The organism is Aestuarium zhoushanense (assembly GCF_056431045.1).
In genome coordinates, this window is the sequence record NZ_JBWKMA010000022.1 from 1 (window position 1) to 14,859 (window position 14,859).

Below are 14,859 nucleotides of genomic sequence, written 5' to 3' on the forward strand. Positions count from 1 at the left end.
GTGCCGTTTGGGTGCCCATCATGACGAAATCCTCCAATCCCCTCATATTCGAGTGAATCAAAGGACTTGCCGCGCTGCAACAAAGACTTTTTCAACAGCATCGGCGGAAAACGGACGTTCGCTGCGAGCAACACGAACGTCCGGATAGGGCCGAAAGTTCCTACACCTTTGGCGGACCCGCTAGACTTTTCTGCCCCCAACAGGAAAGGTCGTAATTCACTTTCATATTTATGATCTTTCTCATGACCCAGAAATTCCCCCTGCGCCCCACGCCAGTGCATCGCGAAACCATCCCCTCGTTCATCTCTCGCCTGGCTGCGATGCGCAAAACGACAACCCGAAAGTTCGCACTTCATATGGGGACCAGCCTTCGGAAACTGTCTCAAGATGACGACACTGCCCTTGCAGAGCTCGCATATTGGGGCGGTCTATCCGACGCTCAATTTGAAGAAATGAAGTCTTGGACTGGCATGAGCATTGGAGAGGTAAAACAGAGATTTAGAGGTGAGGATCACGGTTCTAGAACGCTTCGAAGCCCACCTGTTCGAGGCTGCCCCATTTGTCTTAGAGAAGACCATGAGGGTAAGAAGGGGACACCTGCAGAGAACATGGCGATGCGAGGCCACTGGCAACTACGAAGCGTCACAGCCTGCATACGTCATTCTCACCCCCTCGTGGTTCTTTGGGAGGCCGGCGCCGTATTGAAACGATACGATTATCAAGCGCGGATCAACGAGATTGCACCAAAGATATTATCGGGGGCTTTCGATCAGGACATTTGCGAGATTACTGAATTCGATCTCTGGCTCGACACAAAGTAAGACACAGGTGCCGACGACACATGGCTGGCCAGCCAACCTCTCCATGCCTCGCTTACATTCGGTAAATTGCTTGGAGCTGAGGTGGAAAAGCTTAGAGGTCAGACCCTAAAGACAAAGACGCCCAATAGTTCGACCGCATACAACACGGCCTTCGCAATTATGCGCAAGGGAGAAGCCGCAATCGAAGCGATACTCATTGAGCTTTCCGAGGCCACTCATTCTGGCTTACGGGATAAGAGTGCGACTTATGGCAAGCTTTACCACTCTTTTAACGAACTTTACTGCACGAACCCCGCATTCTCCACTTACCAGAGAATTTTCCGAGATGTGCTTTTGAAAATTTGGGATTTCGATGACGGTGAGATCGTCCTTGGGGAACCACTTCAGGAGCGGATCCTGCACTCCGTCACATCAGCCGCAGGTAAAGTCGGAACAAAACCTCAACTTATGGAAGCATACCTCATTAATGCAGGCGCGCTGCAGCACGACGATAAGCGTCCATTCAATAGAAAAACCTTCGACGCGAAGGAATACATACACATCATTGAAGAGGCCGCCAGCCTTGTGACCATCGGAGATGTGATCAAGACGCTCCATGCCACGAAAGCCGAAGTTGAAAAATTGATCCTTGAGGGGCACATCGTACCGCGCACATCTGATGAAAAAATTCGGAAGAAGTGGAGCGTCAAAGAAGCTGCCGAATTCCTGGCATCACTGCAGAAAAATGCGATCCCTTTGCAGGACGCCCAAGGATGGGAGCGCCTATTGCAATCAAGCAATCGGATAAAGAAACCACTCACTTTCCTGATTGATTTGATCCTGAACGGTGACCTGAAGGTTGGCCGTATGACCGAAGGGTTCAACGGCTTGGTCGTTCAGAAGTCAGACGTAGATAGATTCCGTGATGATATGGTCGATAAACAGACTAAATAATTGCTCACCTCAGGGTCCAGATAGATAAGCAAAATCATATAGATAAACCCAAACCCCCGCCCCAAATCGCCTAAAATAGGCAAAAAAGCGAGCAAGCTTATAGTTTATCAACAAATGGGGAAAAATTGGTAGGCCCGGCAGGATTTGAACCCGCAACCAAAGCGTTATGAGCGCTCTGCTCTAACCATTGAGCTACAGGCCCCCGTTCGCTTGCTACAATCCTGTGCCAGACGCGTCAATGCGGAACGCACACGAATTCACAGGCTATAAGCGGTTATGAATGTGAGGGAAATGGTGGGTCGTGAGAGACTCGAACTCCCGACATCTTCGGTGTAAACGAAGCGCTCTACCAACTGAGCTAACGACCCGTGGCGGCGTAAGTAGCCGCAGATTATCAAAGGGGCAAGACCCCAATGTCATCTATTTTTCAAAAATCTCGTGTTGGCCGTTTTTTATCCGAAAAATAACGCCCTGACCGCCGTCGACCTGGCCAATATCGTCAAGGCTCAGCCCCAACGCCCGCGTCCGCAAGAAGCGCGAGGTAAAACCGTGGGTGATAATCACCGTCGGGCGACGGATGTGGTCCAATACCTGACCAACACGCTCCCATAGTGCTGGAAAGGTCTCCGCATTGGGCGCGCGACGGTAAAATTCGATGAAATGTTCATCTGGCGACGGCGCTGGCCATTTCGCGTCGATCTCTGATCGCGACAATCCAACCCAGTCGCCCATGTGGATTTCACGCAAACCATCGACAGGGACCACGGGACAACCCGTTGCCTTTGATATCGGTTCAGCCGTGGCCAAGGCGCGACCCTGCGGACTGCTCCATAAATCATGGGTGTCAGGATGGATAACGCCCGCAAGCGTGGCAGCAACCTGATCCGCCTGCGCACGGCCCAACTCTGTCAGCGCCGAATCCAGCCCGCCCTGCATACGCGCAGCGCGGTTCCATTCGGTTTCACCATGGCGGATGATGTAAAGCTCAGGCAGGGTCATGGCGTGACTTATCCACCAAAAAACAAAAGGCGCAACCCGTGGGATGCGCCTTGTATTCTGGTGGGTCGTGAGAGACTCGAACTCCCGACATCTTCGGTGTAAACGAAGCGCTCTACCAACTGAGCTAACGACCCGTGGCGGCGTGATTACCCTTACTCGTCTTCATCCGCAAGAGGGGTTTCCGAAGAATTTCCATCAACCTTCACAACGGGCTTTGACAGTTTCACTTTCGCGATAACAACGGTGCCGTTTGCGGTGTCTTTGGTGCGGTTTACCATGATCTTGCCGAAAGGCGGCAGCGACAATTCTTTGTCCTCGGTCAGTTCCTCGCCCAATTGCGAAAGGATCGCTTCCAGCGCGGGTTTGACGTCTTTTTTCTTGAGACCAGAGCGCGCAACGACGCGGTCGATGAATTCAGGTTTCTTCACCACAACAGAGGATGTTTCGCTCTCGGTCGCCTGCGTTGCCTCAGGTACCTCTTGGACGGCTGCGGGTTTGCGTTTGGTGGTTTTAGCGGTGGTCGCCATAATAAATTGCCTCAAATAGATTGATTGTTTCCACCCTAACAACTCCGCTGATGGTTGTGCAGGGGGTATTCACTTAAAATGATATGATTTTCCAATAAAAAAGGGCGCCTCGCGGCGCCCCTTTCCATTAATGTGCGATGGCCCCTGCCCCATCTTCGCCTTTGGCGAGGGCGCGGGCGGCGGCGGCTTCTTCTTCCGCCTCCTCATCCCATTCGACGGGCACGGGCTCTGCGATCAAAGCATGTTTTAGAACCTCCGACACGTGGGTGACTGGAATGATCTCCAGTCCAGATTTCACGTTGTCTGGAATCTCTGGCAGGTCTTTGACGTTCTCTTCAGGGATCAGCACGGTTTTGATACCACCGCGCAGCGCCGCCAAGAGTTTCTCTTTCAACCCACCAATCGCAGTCGCATTGCCACGCAGTGTCACCTCACCCGTCATCGCGATGTCCTTGCGGACAGGGATCTGGGTCAGAACTGACACAATCGCAGTGACCATAGCCAGACCAGCCGACGGACCATCCTTGGGCGTTGCGCCATCGGGCACGTGGACGTGGATGTCCAGCTTATCGAAACGCGGTGGTTTCACCCCGAGCTGTGGTGAGATCGACCGCACATAAGACGATGCCGCCTCGATCGATTCCTTCATCACATCGCCAAGCTTACCCGTGGTTTTCATCCGACCTTTACCCGGCAAACGAAGGGCTTCGATCTGCAACAACTCACCACCGACCGAGGTGTAGGCCAAACCTGTCACAACACCGACCTGATCCTCTTTCTCAGCGAGGCCAAAGCGGTGACGCGGCACGCCAAGGAAATCATCAAGGTTCTCAGCCGTCACTTGAACGCGATCGGTTTCCTTTTTCACGATCTTGGTCACGGCCTTGCGGGCAACCTTTGCGATCTCGCGCTCGAGGTTACGCACACCAGCCTCGCGGGTGTAGGTCTGGATGATCGCGGTCAGCGCATCGTCTGTGATCTCGAACTCTTTGGCGTGGAGGCCGTGGTTCTTGATCTGCTTAGCCAAAAGATGCTGCTTCGCGATCTCACGTTTTTCATCTTCGGTGTAGCCAGAGAGCGGGATGATCTCCATCCGATCGAGAAGCGGACCAGGCATGTTATAGCTGTTCGACGTGGTCAGGAACATCACATTCGACAGGTCGTATTCTACCTCAAGGTAGTGGTCCACAAAGGTCGAGTTCTGTTCTGGATCGAGCACCTCAAGCATGGCCGACGCCGGGTCGCCACGGAAATCCTGCCCCATCTTATCGATCTCATCGAGAAGGATCAGCGGGTTCGTGGTCTTGGCCTTTTTCAGCGCCTGAATGATCTTACCGGGCATAGAGCCGATATAGGTCCGACGGTGGCCGCGGATTTCAGATTCATCGCGCACACCGCCAAGGCTGATGCGGATGAACTCGCGCCCCGTGGCCTTTGCAATCGATTTACCCAACGAGGTTTTACCAACGCCCGGAGGACCGACGAGGCACATGATCGGCCCCTTCAGTTTCGCACTGCGCGATTGCACTGCGAGGTATTCGACGATCCGCTCTTTGACCTTTTCCAGACCATAGTGTTCGGCGTCGAGGATTTCCTCGGCCCGACCCAAGTCCTTTTTCACGCGGGATTTTGTGCCCCACGGAATATTCAGCATCCAGTCAAGGTAGTTGCGCACCACCGTTGCCTCTGCGGACATCGGCGACATGTTCTTGAGCTTCTTAACCTCAGCGTCGGCCTTTTCCTTGGCCTCTTTCGACAGCTTCGTCGCAGCGATCTTTTCTTCGAGTTCGGCGATTTCGTTCGCGCCATCCTCGCCATCGCCCAACTCGCGCTGGATCGCCTTCATCTGTTCGTTCAGATAATATTCGCGCTGTGTCCGCTCCATCTGGGACTTCACGCGGGTTTTGATCTTTTTCTCGACCTGCAGCACAGACATTTCGCCCTGCATCAGGCCATAGACCTTTTCCAGACGTTCGCTGATCGGCAACGTTTCTAGCAATGATTGTTTCTGCTGAACATCAACACCCAAGTGGCCCGCCACGAGGTCTGCCAATTTCGCGGGCTCAGTCGTGTCGCTGACCGCGGCCAGCGCCTCTTCGGGGATGTTCTTTTTGATCTTCGCGTAACGTTCGAATTCTTCGCCAACCGACCGCACGAGGGCCGCCAATTCGTCCTCGGCACCCGGAATTTCGATCAGTTCGTCGGCCATCGCTTCAAAGAAGCTGTCGTTCTCGACAAACTCTGTGATCCGAACGCGTTTCTTACCCTCGACGAGCACCTTTACGGTGCCATCAGGCAGTTTCAGCAATTGCAGCACATTCGCCAGAACACCCGTCTGGTAAATGTCCTTTGTGGTTGGATCATCCTGCGAAGGGTCAATCTGGCTCGACAGCAAAATCTGCTTGTCGTCCTGCATCACTTCTTCGAGTGCCCGCACCGATTTCTCACGCCCGACGAACAGCGGCACGATCATGTGAGGGAACACAACGATATCGCGCAGCGGCAGGACGGGATAGGAGGTGCTGAAGGTTTCTTCCATGCTCTTGTCCTTTTTTTGGCAAAACGATCAGGCCCCGCATTTCGGCAACCGCAATCGTTTCCACTAGAGGATACAGATGGGCCGAAGCGACCCCAGTTTCAAGCATCCCCGTTTATTCCAATGTGCCTTTTGCCGCGAACGGGGGCAAGGGCCAGTTCCGTAAAATACCGCCCTTTCGCCCTTTGCAGGACACATTCATCGGCAACCAATAGGGGATTACTTCTGATTTCATTACCCCCGAACGGGATAGGCTAATCATATGAAAGAGTTCCTGGGCCATCATTATCGTCGTGTAGCGTTCACGGCTGTCTTCACGCTTTTTGGCGCAATTTTGATATCTGGCCCAACTGTGGCTGCGCTCTTGGCAGGCCTCGCTGCCGCCATTGCCGCCCTTTACATGGTCTACGCCATGCCCAAATATCGCAAAGCCTGCGAAAGCGGCGCAGTGGGACTGTTCGTCGCCGCACTGATCCCGATCCCTGCGGACGCCCTCCCCCCTGCCATCGTCGGCCTCGCGTTTCTCTCTCACAGCATTTTGTATGGCCATTGGTCAGACGCCCTCGGCCTCAACCTCTCGGTTTTTGCGCATCACAAGGGCGAACTCGGCGGCCAAGCCGAAGACGTTTGGATCAGCCTTGTCCCCGCCGAAGGCCACCCGTCCGATTTCTGGAACCCAGACCTAATCGACTACAACCGCGACCCCGAAGACCCTGACACAGTCTACCTCCGCTTCCGCGACGAAACAGGGCTCGCCGAAGAAATGACGCTGACCTTTGTTGCAAAAACCACGGGGAACTACTGCCGCTATTTCCTCGAACGCGAAGAACCCCTCGGACGCGACGACATGACCGTCACAATCGCCATCGCGGAAATCGACGACGGCCTCTGTCTGGTCGAGACACAGATCGAACAAGACGCCCTCCCCCCAAGGATCGCCCTCGCACGTTGGTTCGACAATCAAATCGGGATGGGCATCGACGGCGTGTCCGCCGCGCTCAAGGGAAAACGCGCGATGAAGCTGCAGCCAAAACCGAAACTGACCGCCACAAAATACGCATAACAAATTAGGTCTAAGGCCGAGCGTGGCAAAGCGCCACACAACCGACCTAAAATTTTCCCAAAAAATCAATTATTTAAACTACACGAATTCACCCACACAACTATACGTTAGTGCACTAAACTATCTAACCTTGATGGTATACTGCGGCGACGGCCTGAATGTGCCGTAGAGAAGCTAGCGAAACTCCATGACCTCTATTACCCTTGATGATATGCTCGCTGTAGCGACACCCCAAGATGTCTTGGAGAAAGTTGAGTTAACCAATTCGCCCGTCCTAGACCAATTGGCGCGGAGCTGTGCTAAAGTCACAAAACGCCCGCATGTTAACATCGTTCTCTACTCCGCAGACGAAGTGTACACGATCGGCAGCTACAACCCCGTCTGTATGCGAATGAAGCGGTCTCTTTACGGGCCGATCCTGCAACAGCCGATTGTAGAACTGTCTGATTTCGTCCTGCAGAGCACCAATTCGGATCCGCAAACGATAGCCCAGATGAAATCGTTCACTATGGCGACCATCAACGTCGCTGGTGAGACGGTTGGCGGTATCAGCGTCCACGATTATCAGGACTGCGCCGCCCTCACAGAGTCGCAGAAGGACTTCCTTGTTCAAGCCGCCCAGCTTGCTGCCTGCGTGGTCGAAACCAAAGCCAGATTAAAGACTACGCTCATGAACGCCTTTAGTCTTTCGAACTTTTAGAACGGACGATCATGGACATTCTCGAACTCCTCAGCAATGCCGATAGCGAAGACGAGCTGATTAAAGTCGGGATCAGTCCGGGCGAGCACTATAATAACATTGCTGCTATGTTTGCCTATGCGACGGGCGCAAATATGTCAGCGTTCTGGCTTGTCCTCAAAGGCAACCAAATGCTCCTCGGATCACATAACACACCCTCACCGCTACCAGAGCCGCCTTTTTTGCATCGCGATTTAGCGGGTAAGGTCCTTTATGAACCGATCTCGGACGAAAAGGCAGCAGTGATTAATTACCCGCTGATTAACGGCGAATTGGCGAGTATGCGCAGCGGATATTACCTCGACATCACCTACAAAAAACAAAAGGTCGGCTATGTCGCGATGGCCTTCGAAACCCGCGTCGGAGAGCCATCGCCCGAATTGGTCGACACCCTATTCTCTCTGCGCGACCTGACGATCTCTGTCCTGCGAGGACGCGCAAATGCCCGCAAGATCCTCGGTGAAATGCAAGCTGTAGTACGATAAGCCCTAAACGGGTTCAATATCGCCCTCAGCACGCTGCGCATGGAACGCAGCTTCCCAGGCGGCAAAGCGACCCTCGGCAATCGCGTCGCGCATACCCTGCATGATCTCTTGGTAGTAATGCAGGTTGTGCCACGTCAGCAGCATCCCCGAAATCATCTCTCCGGCACGGAACACATGGTGCAAATAGGCGCGGCTGTAGTTGCGGCACGCAGGGCACGTGCAATGTTCATCGAGCGGACGCGGATCGTCCTGATGGCGGGCGTTTTTGATATTCACTTGACCACGTCGGGTCCAAGCCTGCCCCGTGCGCCCCGACCGTGACGGCAGCACGCAGTCCATCATATCGATCCCACGTTTAACCGCTCCCACGATGTCGTCAGGCTTACCAACGCCCATGAGGTAGCGCGGCTTATCGGTCGGCAGGTAATCAGGCGCATAGTCCAGAACGCCGAACATGGCCTCCTGCCCCTCACCCACGGCAAGTCCGCCCACGGCATAACCATCAAAGCCGATATCGACCAAGGCCTTGGCAGATTCCTCGCGCAGATGCGGCGTCACCCCGCCCTGCATAATCCCAAACAGAGCATGCCCCGGACGGTCGCCAAAAGCATCGCGGCTCCGCTGGGCCCACCGCATCGAAAGGCGCATCGATTCAGCGACACGCTGATCATCGGCAGGCAGCGCAGGACATTCGTCAAAACACATCACGATGTCAGAGCCGAGGAGTTTTTGGATTTCCATCGACCGCTCTGGTGTCAGGAAATGTTTCGACCCGTCAACGTGGCTGCGGAAGGTTACGCCCTCTTCGGTCAGCTTCCGAAGATCCGCGAGAGACATCACCTGAAATCCGCCGCTATCGGTCAGGATCGGTTTGTCCCAGTTCATAAACTTGTGCAGACCGCCCAAACGATCAATCCGCTCGGCCGTTGGTCGCAGCATCAAATGATATGTATTGCCCAGAAGGATATCCGCCCCCGTCGCCGCGACGCTTTCAGGCATCATCGCCTTTACCGTGGCCGCCGTCCCAACGGGCATAAAAGCAGGTGTGCGAATATCGCCGCGCGGCGTGTGGATCACACCTGTGCGGGCCTTGCCATCAGTTGCGTTCAGGTCGAATGAAAAACGGGTCATATCTCTCTCCGGTCGGACCGTGTGCTGATACGCCGTTCCGAGCCAGATGAAAAGATGATCAGGCGCTGTAGGCCGCGGTTAGATCATTCAGCATGGCCTTGATATTCGAATGTTCCACCAAACTGGACATTACGATCTCGGCCCAGAGTGACGCAATCTCTGCGGCCTCGTCGGCGACCTCTTCGGCTGGCCGCTCAAACCCGATGGTGATTTGACCAACCACCACCGCCATATCGACCAATGGGATTGCCATGACAGACCGACAGTTTCCCGCAACGCCATTGATCATTGGATGATCTGGATGAGCATTTGGGTCCAAGTCTAAAAGGAAAATCTTCTCTGCATTGGTCAGGCGGGTTTGATCGAGCATCACAACATTGCTCGGAACCTTATGCCCACCGATCATCATGTCCTCGTTATCGGGCAAATACAGCCAAATCGCGCCGTGATCGCCATCGACAGAAAGGGTCGCAATCCGCGCGGCACGATCATAGCTCTCGGTCCGTTGGATCCCCAATTCCGCCAATTTCGCCCGAGTGCTCTCTGCTGTAATGATACGGGTTCTCGGCATGTCACGCTCCGTATGAGACAGGTTCGGAATGCAATTGATAAGCGATGAATTTCAACCGCGCCCGACGCATGACCAGTTCCTGTGCGGTCTGCGCAAGGTCCTTCAAAACGGTCCGCTGATTTTCCGTCAACGGGTCAAGGACACGCGGCGAATGCACCGCTATGCCCCCAATCGATTGGCCCTGATACGTCATCTCACACAACGCCAACGCACGAACATCAGGCGCCAATGCACTGAAGTTGTTCCCCAATTTCAACTGACAAATCGCATCTTCGTATTCCGCGAAACCATCTTTGAAATCGTAGTCGGGAACGGTGCGACGAACTTGGCTGCGTTTGAGGTTGTAGCCACCGATAACGACGACTTCGTTTTCCCAACATAAATACACGCTCGCCGCCGCACGATGCGAAGACATCCCTGCAAAACGAGCGATATCGTCAAAATCACCAAAGCGTTCCATCTGGAGCTGACGAAGAGCCCCAGCAATTCCATGTCGCGACACAAACCCGTCGAAAGACCATGCAAACATATCTCTACCCTCACCAGTGGTTAATATTTACCAATAAGTTGTGGCGGAAATAGGGAGAATCTCAAAAAGTTGTAGCGATCTATTTCACAATGCTACTCTGGCGCGAAATTTATTGCTACCACAGAAACAATAACGGCGCATTGCTGGTCTTTACCCTGACGGGATTAAAACCTATATGAATGGTCAGGAATTTACAGGGCCGTGACATGACTGACTCTCAAGCCAAACTCGAAGGCACACCGCTGATCGAACCATCGACAACCGACCACCCGCTCTATGACGGCGTGGTAGAGGCGTGCCGCACCGTGTTTGACCCCGAAATTCCAGTGAATATCTTTGATCTTGGTCTGGTCTATACGATCAAGATTAATGACGAAAATGATGTTAAGATCATCATGACCCTCACCGCCCCCGGCTGCCCCGTGGCAGGCGAGATGCCCGGTTGGCTCTACGACGCGATCAGCCCTGTGGCTGGTGTTAAATCCGTCGACGTGGAACTGACATGGGAACCCCAGTGGGGCATGGACATGATGAGCGACGAGGCCCGTCTCGAACTGGGCTTTATGTAAGCTGACCGCCCCGCTGCAAGGGGCAAGGAGAGACCGATGTTCGGCATTCCTGGCAAACAGGCCGTAACCATTACCGACCGCGCTGCGGCGCAAATCGCGAAACTGATGGCCAAGGATGGGCATCAAGGGCTGCGCATTGGCGTTAAAAAAGGCGGCTGCGCGGGCATGGAATACACCATGGACTACGTGGACGAGGTGAACCCGCTCGACGAGGTCGTCGAACAGGGCGGCGCCCGTGTCATGATCGCTCCGATGGCGCAGATGTTCCTCTTTGGGACAGAGATCGACTACGAGGTCTCGCTCCTCGAATCTGGGTTCAAATTCAAAAACCCGAACGTTGTGGATGCCTGCGGCTGCGGTGAGTCGATCAAATTCGACGAAAACCTCACGCAATCGGAATGAGCATTTCTGACGAGGATATCGCATTCGCTCACGAACTCTACGCGGGCGTTGGAAAAATCACGCATCGGAAAATGATGGGTGGGCTGTCGATCTATGCGGACGGCCAGATTTTCGCGATCATCAATGCCGAAGGTCGCTATTACCTCAAGGCCTCTGGCGACTTTGCCGAAGCTCTTGCCGCCGAAGGTTCAGAAAAGTTCCGCACCGAAGATGGACGCGAAATGAATTACTGGACCCTGCCCGATGACGCACTGGACGATCCAGATCTTGCCTCTGACTGGGGTCGCCGCGCCCTACGCGCGCTTTAGGTGCAGGTAGGTTTCATCGAACCGTTTCTGCAAATGATCAACGGCACGGATCACTTTGCCTGACCCGATCGGCGCAACATTGGTGTCGTGGTTCGGGTTAAAGAACAGCGGCACCGAAATTCGTTCATGATCCTGACCCACCACACGGTGCGGGGTCGCAACAACACGACCATCAGTCCACATTTCTAGCATCTCACCAAAGTTGATGATGAAATCACCGGGTTCGGCGCTGACCGCGATCCAGCCGCCACCGCGCTGACGCACCTCCAACCCATCCGACCCGTCCGTGGCAAGGAGCGTCAGACAACCGTAGTCCGTATGCGTGCCGATGCCGAAATCCTTTTCGGTCGCCCATTCAGGCCGCTCTGGATAGAAATTCCCGCGCAACAGCGCCATTGGGGTGGAGAATTTATCGGTGAAATAATCCCGATCTTCGCCAATCGCACCCGCAACCGATTTCAGTAAATCAAGCGCAAAACCCGTCGCATCGCGGTAATAACCGCGCAGGAGATCGGCAAAACCAGCGGGCGTTTCGGGCCACTGGTTCGGTGCATAGGCAGACACCTCGGACAGAGGATCACCAGCAGGCAATTCCAAACCACAGTCGAAAACCTGTTTATAGTCGGGGTTCGCATCAGGATCGACCTGCTCAGACCCTGCCGCACCCCATCCACGGTTAGACCCCGTTTTTGCCATATCGACCGCTTCTTTGGCTGCGGCAGGCAGATGGAAAAACTGGCGGTAGCCTTCGATGACCTCACGCACGCGATCGCCTGAAATCGGCGTGTTGTAGATGGTCAGGAACCCGACATCCGACGCCCCTACTCGCACATCCGCGATGGCCTTTGCATGGCCCTCGTGCGTGGGATCAATCAAGGCTGCGGCGTCAATACGCGGGATCATGGCACTCTCCGGTTTACGTTGGGGCGCGTTTTTTAAGATATGACCAGCGAACGCAAGGGCTTTTCCATTCTCGCGGCAGTTGCTAACCCTAGTTCAACCATATTTGAGGAGACCCCCATGCGCCGCAAACTCGCCGCCGGAAACTGGAAAATGAACGGAACCGGAGGCAGCCTGGCAGAGGTCACCGCCCTCGCTGCGGCCTACCCTGCGCCCAAAGTGGACCTCCTTTTGTGCCCGCCGGCTACGCTTGTTGCGCGCATGGCTGACACGGCGAAGGGCAGCGCGGTTGCCGTTGGAGGTCAGGACTGCCACGCGAAATCGAACGGCGCGCATACAGGCGATATCTCTGCTGAGATGCTGATTGATGCAGGCGCATCTCACGTGATCCTCGGCCACTCTGAGCGCCGTACGGACCATGGTGAAACGGACGCCATCGTTCTGGCGAAATCAGAAGCCGCAATTGCCGCTGGCCTGATCGCTGTGATCTGCATCGGTGAAACGCTCGACGAACGCGAAGGCGGAAAGACGCTTGATGTCGTCGGCACGCAACTCTCTGGATCGACCCCTGATGCTGCGACAGGCGCGAATACCGTGATCGCTTACGAACCCGTTTGGGCGATTGGCACGGGCAAGGTTCCGACCCTCGACCAAATCGCCGAAGTGCACGGCTTTATCCGTGCGGAACTGGTGAAACGGTTTGGCGATGCGGGCAATGCGTTCCGCGTGCTCTACGGTGGCTCTGTAAAACCTTCGAACGCGGCAGAGATTTTTGCGGTTCAGGATGTGGACGGTGCCTTGGTCGGTGGCGCGAGCCTCAAGGCTGCAGACTTTGGCGGGATCATCGACGCGCTCGCAGCTGCCGTTTAACTCCCCACCCCACCCAATAAAAAACGGCGCCCCGAGAGGCGCCGTTTGTCGTTTTAGCGGACCACAATCTCTGGTCCCATCAGACTGGTCGGCAAGACCGTCGAAATCCAAGGGACGTAGGTGATCAGGATCAAGAAGACAAAGAGCACAGCGAGGAACGGCAGTGCGGCCTTGACCACTTTCATCATCGGCATCCCTGCCACGCCCGACGTCACAAAGAGGTTCAGACCAACGGGCGGGGTGATCATGCCTATCTCCATGTTCACGACCATGATGATACCGAGGTGGATTGGGTCGATGCCCAGTTCCATCGCAATCGGGAACACCAGCGGCGCAACGATCACGATCAGACCCGACGGCTCCATGAACTGACCACCGATCAGCAAGATCACGTTCACCATGATCAGGAACATGATCGGGCCAAAGCCAGCGTCGAGCATCATCCCCGCGATATGTTGCGGGATTTGTTCGTCGGTCAGAACGTGTTTGAGGATCAGTGCGTTCGCGATGATGAACATCAGGGTGATGGTAAGCTTACCGGAGTCGAGCAAGGTGCGGCGGGTGTCCTTGTGAAAGAACGCCGTGACCAAAGCCTGCGGTTTCTTCCACAGCGGGATCGCACCGTTTTCGTCCGCCAGAGGACCCATGTCACGGTAGATAAAGGTCGCAACGATGAACGAATAGATCGCAGCAACGGCAGCAGCCTCAGTCGGGGTGAACGCGCCACCTTTCCAGTAGAACAGGCTCGCACCTTCTTCAAAGCGGATCCAAGGGTGGCCATAGATGCCGCCCATGATGATCACGATCAGCAACAGGCCCCAGAGTGCATCTTTGAACGACGCGCCGATCTCGCCCCAGCCCTGCCATTCGCCCTTGGGCATGTTTTTCACACGCGCCATGACGTAGATGGTGACCATGAGCATAACACCTGCCAAAATGCCTGGGATCACACCAGCAAGGAACATACGACCAACCGATACGTCGGTCGCAGAGGCGTAAACCACCATAACGATCGACGGCGGGATCAGGATGCCCAAGGTGCCCGCGTTACAGATCACGCCTGCTGCGAATTCCTTGGTGTAGCCAACCTGACGCATCGCTGCGATCACGATGGAACCAATCGCAACCACGGTCGCAGGCGAAGACCCCGACAAAGCCGCGAACATCATACAGGCGAACACGCCCGCAATCGCCAGACCGCCCTGCATGTGACCCACACAGGCAATCGAGAAACGGATGATGCGCTTTGCCACGCCACCCGTCGACATGAACGACGAGGCGAGGATGAAGAACGGGATCGCCAATAGCGTATAATGCCCCGCCATCGCCTGATACATCGACTGCGCCACAGAGGCGAGCGAGGTCTCAGAGAAGAACAGCAGGAACAGGATCGACGAGAAGCCCAGCGACACCGCAATCGGCGCGCCCAAGAGCAACAGCCCGACGATCATCAAAAAGAGGAGTGCGACGGTCATC

Annotated in this window: 18 protein-coding genes and 3 tRNA genes; 9 read left to right on the top strand and 12 right to left on the bottom strand. The window is 55.0% G+C overall.

Translation table 11 applies throughout. The features are described from left to right. Positions 1 to 356 (bottom strand): hypothetical protein (locus AC07ED_RS07430; protein WP_478242219.1); only part of this gene is annotated, 356 nt, incomplete at its 3' end. Here AC07ED_RS07430 and AC07ED_RS07435 point away from each other — a divergent pair. Continuing rightward, positions 243 to 821 (top strand): TniQ family protein, encoded by a 579-nt coding sequence (locus AC07ED_RS07435; protein WP_158664523.1) that lies wholly within the window; start codon positions 243 to 245, stop codon positions 819 to 821. The two genes, AC07ED_RS07430 and AC07ED_RS07435, sit on opposite strands and share 114 nt — an antisense overlap. A gap of 81 nt (positions 822 to 902) precedes the next feature. Beyond that, positions 903 to 1,754: a hypothetical protein gene (locus tag AC07ED_RS07440; protein ID WP_158664524.1), complete on the top strand. Its 852-nt coding sequence runs from the start codon at positions 903 to 905 to the stop codon at positions 1,752 to 1,754. A 126-nt stretch (positions 1,755 to 1,880) separates the two neighbouring features. On the opposite strand, the gene AC07ED_RS07445 is transcribed toward AC07ED_RS07440, so the two are convergent. The 6 genes from AC07ED_RS07445 to lon all read right to left on the bottom strand — a co-directional run bounded on the left by AC07ED_RS07445 (position 1,881) and on the right by lon (position 5,819). Beyond that, positions 1,881 to 1,956: transfer RNA gene (locus tag AC07ED_RS07445), tRNA-Ile, on the bottom strand. Between the two features lie 90 nt (positions 1,957 to 2,046). Continuing rightward, positions 2,047 to 2,122: transfer RNA gene (locus tag AC07ED_RS07450), tRNA-Val, on the bottom strand. A gap of 52 nt (positions 2,123 to 2,174) precedes the next feature. Then, positions 2,175 to 2,753: a histidine phosphatase family protein gene (locus AC07ED_RS07455; RefSeq protein WP_105235230.1), complete on the bottom strand. Its 579-nt coding sequence runs from the start codon at positions 2,751 to 2,753 to the stop codon at positions 2,175 to 2,177. Between the two features lie 58 nt (positions 2,754 to 2,811). Beyond that, a tRNA-Val gene (locus tag AC07ED_RS07460) sits at positions 2,812 to 2,887 on the bottom strand. 18 nt (positions 2,888 to 2,905) lie between these two features. After that, positions 2,906 to 3,280, bottom strand: a complete 375-nt coding sequence (locus tag AC07ED_RS07465; protein ID WP_105235231.1) for an HU family DNA-binding protein — start codon at positions 3,278 to 3,280, stop codon at positions 2,906 to 2,908. Between the two features lie 127 nt (positions 3,281 to 3,407). Continuing rightward, the gene (gene lon, locus AC07ED_RS07470) at positions 3,408 to 5,819 is read right to left on the bottom strand and encodes an endopeptidase La (protein ID WP_105235232.1); all 2,412 of its coding nucleotides are present in this window, start codon (positions 5,817 to 5,819) and stop codon (positions 3,408 to 3,410) included. A gap of 259 nt (positions 5,820 to 6,078) precedes the next feature. On the opposite strand from lon, the gene AC07ED_RS07475 reads away from it, so the two are divergent. The 3 genes from AC07ED_RS07475 (at position 6,079) to AC07ED_RS07485 (ending at position 8,103) form a co-directional block, all read left to right on the top strand. After that, positions 6,079 to 6,879 (top strand): hypothetical protein, encoded by an 801-nt coding sequence (locus AC07ED_RS07475; protein WP_105235233.1) that lies wholly within the window; start codon positions 6,079 to 6,081, stop codon positions 6,877 to 6,879. Positions 6,880 to 7,066: 187 nt separating this feature from the next. Further along, a complete protein-coding gene (locus AC07ED_RS07480; protein ID WP_105235234.1) occupies positions 7,067 to 7,579 on the top strand; it encodes a GAF domain-containing protein in 513 nt (170 codons plus the stop codon). Between the two features lie 11 nt (positions 7,580 to 7,590). After that, complete coding sequence (locus AC07ED_RS07485) at positions 7,591 to 8,103, top strand: hypothetical protein (RefSeq protein WP_105235235.1); 513 nt, start codon at positions 7,591 to 7,593, stop codon at positions 8,101 to 8,103. Between the two features lie 3 nt (positions 8,104 to 8,106). On the opposite strand, the gene tgt is transcribed toward AC07ED_RS07485, so the two are convergent. Genes tgt through AC07ED_RS07500 form a run of 3 tightly spaced genes read right to left on the bottom strand, consistent with a single transcriptional unit; the run spans position 8,107 to position 10,334 of the window. Next, complete coding sequence (gene tgt / locus AC07ED_RS07490; RefSeq protein WP_074038977.1) at positions 8,107 to 9,234, bottom strand: tRNA guanosine(34) transglycosylase Tgt; 1,128 nt, start codon at positions 9,232 to 9,234, stop codon at positions 8,107 to 8,109. A 58-nt stretch (positions 9,235 to 9,292) separates the two neighbouring features. Continuing rightward, the gene (locus AC07ED_RS07495) at positions 9,293 to 9,805 is read right to left on the bottom strand and encodes a hypothetical protein (protein ID WP_105235236.1); all 513 of its coding nucleotides are present in this window, start codon (positions 9,803 to 9,805) and stop codon (positions 9,293 to 9,295) included. A 1-nt stretch (position 9,806) separates the two neighbouring features. Then, positions 9,807 to 10,334 carry a GAF domain-containing protein gene (locus tag AC07ED_RS07500; RefSeq protein ID WP_105235237.1) on the bottom strand — a complete coding sequence of 176 codons (528 nt, stop codon included), beginning with the start codon at positions 10,332 to 10,334 and terminating at the stop codon, positions 9,807 to 9,809. 206 nt (positions 10,335 to 10,540) lie between these two features. Here AC07ED_RS07500 and AC07ED_RS07505 point away from each other — a divergent pair, with 206 nt between their 5' ends. Genes AC07ED_RS07505 through AC07ED_RS07515 form a run of 3 tightly spaced genes read left to right on the top strand, consistent with a single transcriptional unit; the run spans position 10,541 to position 11,613 of the window. Beyond that, positions 10,541 to 10,903 (top strand): SUF system Fe-S cluster assembly protein, encoded by a 363-nt coding sequence (locus tag AC07ED_RS07505; RefSeq protein WP_067548726.1) that lies wholly within the window; start codon positions 10,541 to 10,543, stop codon positions 10,901 to 10,903. Between the two features lie 36 nt (positions 10,904 to 10,939). Further along, entirely contained in the window at positions 10,940 to 11,305 is a 366-nt protein-coding gene (locus AC07ED_RS07510; protein WP_105235238.1) for a HesB/IscA family protein, read from the top strand. After that, a complete protein-coding gene (locus tag AC07ED_RS07515; RefSeq protein WP_105235239.1) occupies positions 11,302 to 11,613 on the top strand; it encodes a TfoX/Sxy family protein in 312 nt (103 codons plus the stop codon). Before AC07ED_RS07510 ends, AC07ED_RS07515 begins: the two co-directional genes overlap by 4 nt. Here AC07ED_RS07515 and AC07ED_RS07520 read toward each other — a convergent pair. Next, positions 11,599 to 12,516 (bottom strand): isopenicillin N synthase family dioxygenase, encoded by a 918-nt coding sequence (locus AC07ED_RS07520; protein WP_105235240.1) that lies wholly within the window; start codon positions 12,514 to 12,516, stop codon positions 11,599 to 11,601. The two genes, AC07ED_RS07515 and AC07ED_RS07520, sit on opposite strands and share 15 nt — an antisense overlap. Before the next feature lie 117 nt (positions 12,517 to 12,633). Here AC07ED_RS07520 and tpiA point away from each other — a divergent pair, with 117 nt between their 5' ends. Then, a complete protein-coding gene (tpiA, locus tag AC07ED_RS07525; protein ID WP_105235241.1) occupies positions 12,634 to 13,383 on the top strand; it encodes a triose-phosphate isomerase in 750 nt (249 codons plus the stop codon). 53 nt (positions 13,384 to 13,436) lie between these two features. On the opposite strand, the gene AC07ED_RS07530 is transcribed toward tpiA, so the two are convergent. Further along, positions 13,437 to 14,858, bottom strand: coding sequence for a TRAP transporter large permease (locus AC07ED_RS07530; protein WP_105235242.1), 1,422 nt, complete (start codon positions 14,856 to 14,858; stop codon positions 13,437 to 13,439). Between the last annotated feature and the right edge of the window lies 1 nt (position 14,859).

Coding starts and splice junctions, on each gene's coding strand:
- AC07ED_RS07435 (WP_158664523.1), top strand. CDS start 243: ATGACCCAGAAATTCCCCCTGCGCCCCACGCCAGTGCATCGCGAAACC.
- AC07ED_RS07455 (WP_105235230.1), bottom strand. CDS start 2,753: ATGACCCTGCCTGAGCTTTACATCATCCGCCATGGTGAAACCGAATGG.
- AC07ED_RS07465 (WP_105235231.1), bottom strand. CDS start 3,280: ATGGCGACCACCGCTAAAACCACCAAACGCAAACCCGCAGCCGTCCAA.
- lon (WP_105235232.1), bottom strand. CDS start 5,819: ATGGAAGAAACCTTCAGCACCTCCTATCCCGTCCTGCCGCTGCGCGAT.
- AC07ED_RS07475 (WP_105235233.1), top strand. CDS start 6,079: ATGAAAGAGTTCCTGGGCCATCATTATCGTCGTGTAGCGTTCACGGCT.
- AC07ED_RS07480 (WP_105235234.1), top strand. CDS start 7,067: ATGACCTCTATTACCCTTGATGATATGCTCGCTGTAGCGACACCCCAA.
- AC07ED_RS07485 (WP_105235235.1), top strand. CDS start 7,591: ATGGACATTCTCGAACTCCTCAGCAATGCCGATAGCGAAGACGAGCTG.
- tgt (WP_074038977.1), bottom strand. CDS start 9,234: ATGACCCGTTTTTCATTCGACCTGAACGCAACTGATGGCAAGGCCCGC.
- AC07ED_RS07495 (WP_105235236.1), bottom strand. CDS start 9,805: ATGCCGAGAACCCGTATCATTACAGCAGAGAGCACTCGGGCGAAATTG.
- AC07ED_RS07500 (WP_105235237.1), bottom strand. CDS start 10,334: ATGTTTGCATGGTCTTTCGACGGGTTTGTGTCGCGACATGGAATTGCT.
- AC07ED_RS07505 (WP_067548726.1), top strand. CDS start 10,541: ATGACTGACTCTCAAGCCAAACTCGAAGGCACACCGCTGATCGAACCA.
- AC07ED_RS07510 (WP_105235238.1), top strand. CDS start 10,940: ATGTTCGGCATTCCTGGCAAACAGGCCGTAACCATTACCGACCGCGCT.
- AC07ED_RS07515 (WP_105235239.1), top strand. CDS start 11,302: ATGAGCATTTCTGACGAGGATATCGCATTCGCTCACGAACTCTACGCG.
- AC07ED_RS07520 (WP_105235240.1), bottom strand. CDS start 12,516: ATGATCCCGCGTATTGACGCCGCAGCCTTGATTGATCCCACGCACGAG.
- tpiA (WP_105235241.1), top strand. CDS start 12,634: ATGCGCCGCAAACTCGCCGCCGGAAACTGGAAAATGAACGGAACCGGA.
- AC07ED_RS07530 (WP_105235242.1), bottom strand. CDS start 14,858: ATGACCGTCGCACTCCTCTTTTTGATGATCGTCGGGCTGTTGCTCTTG.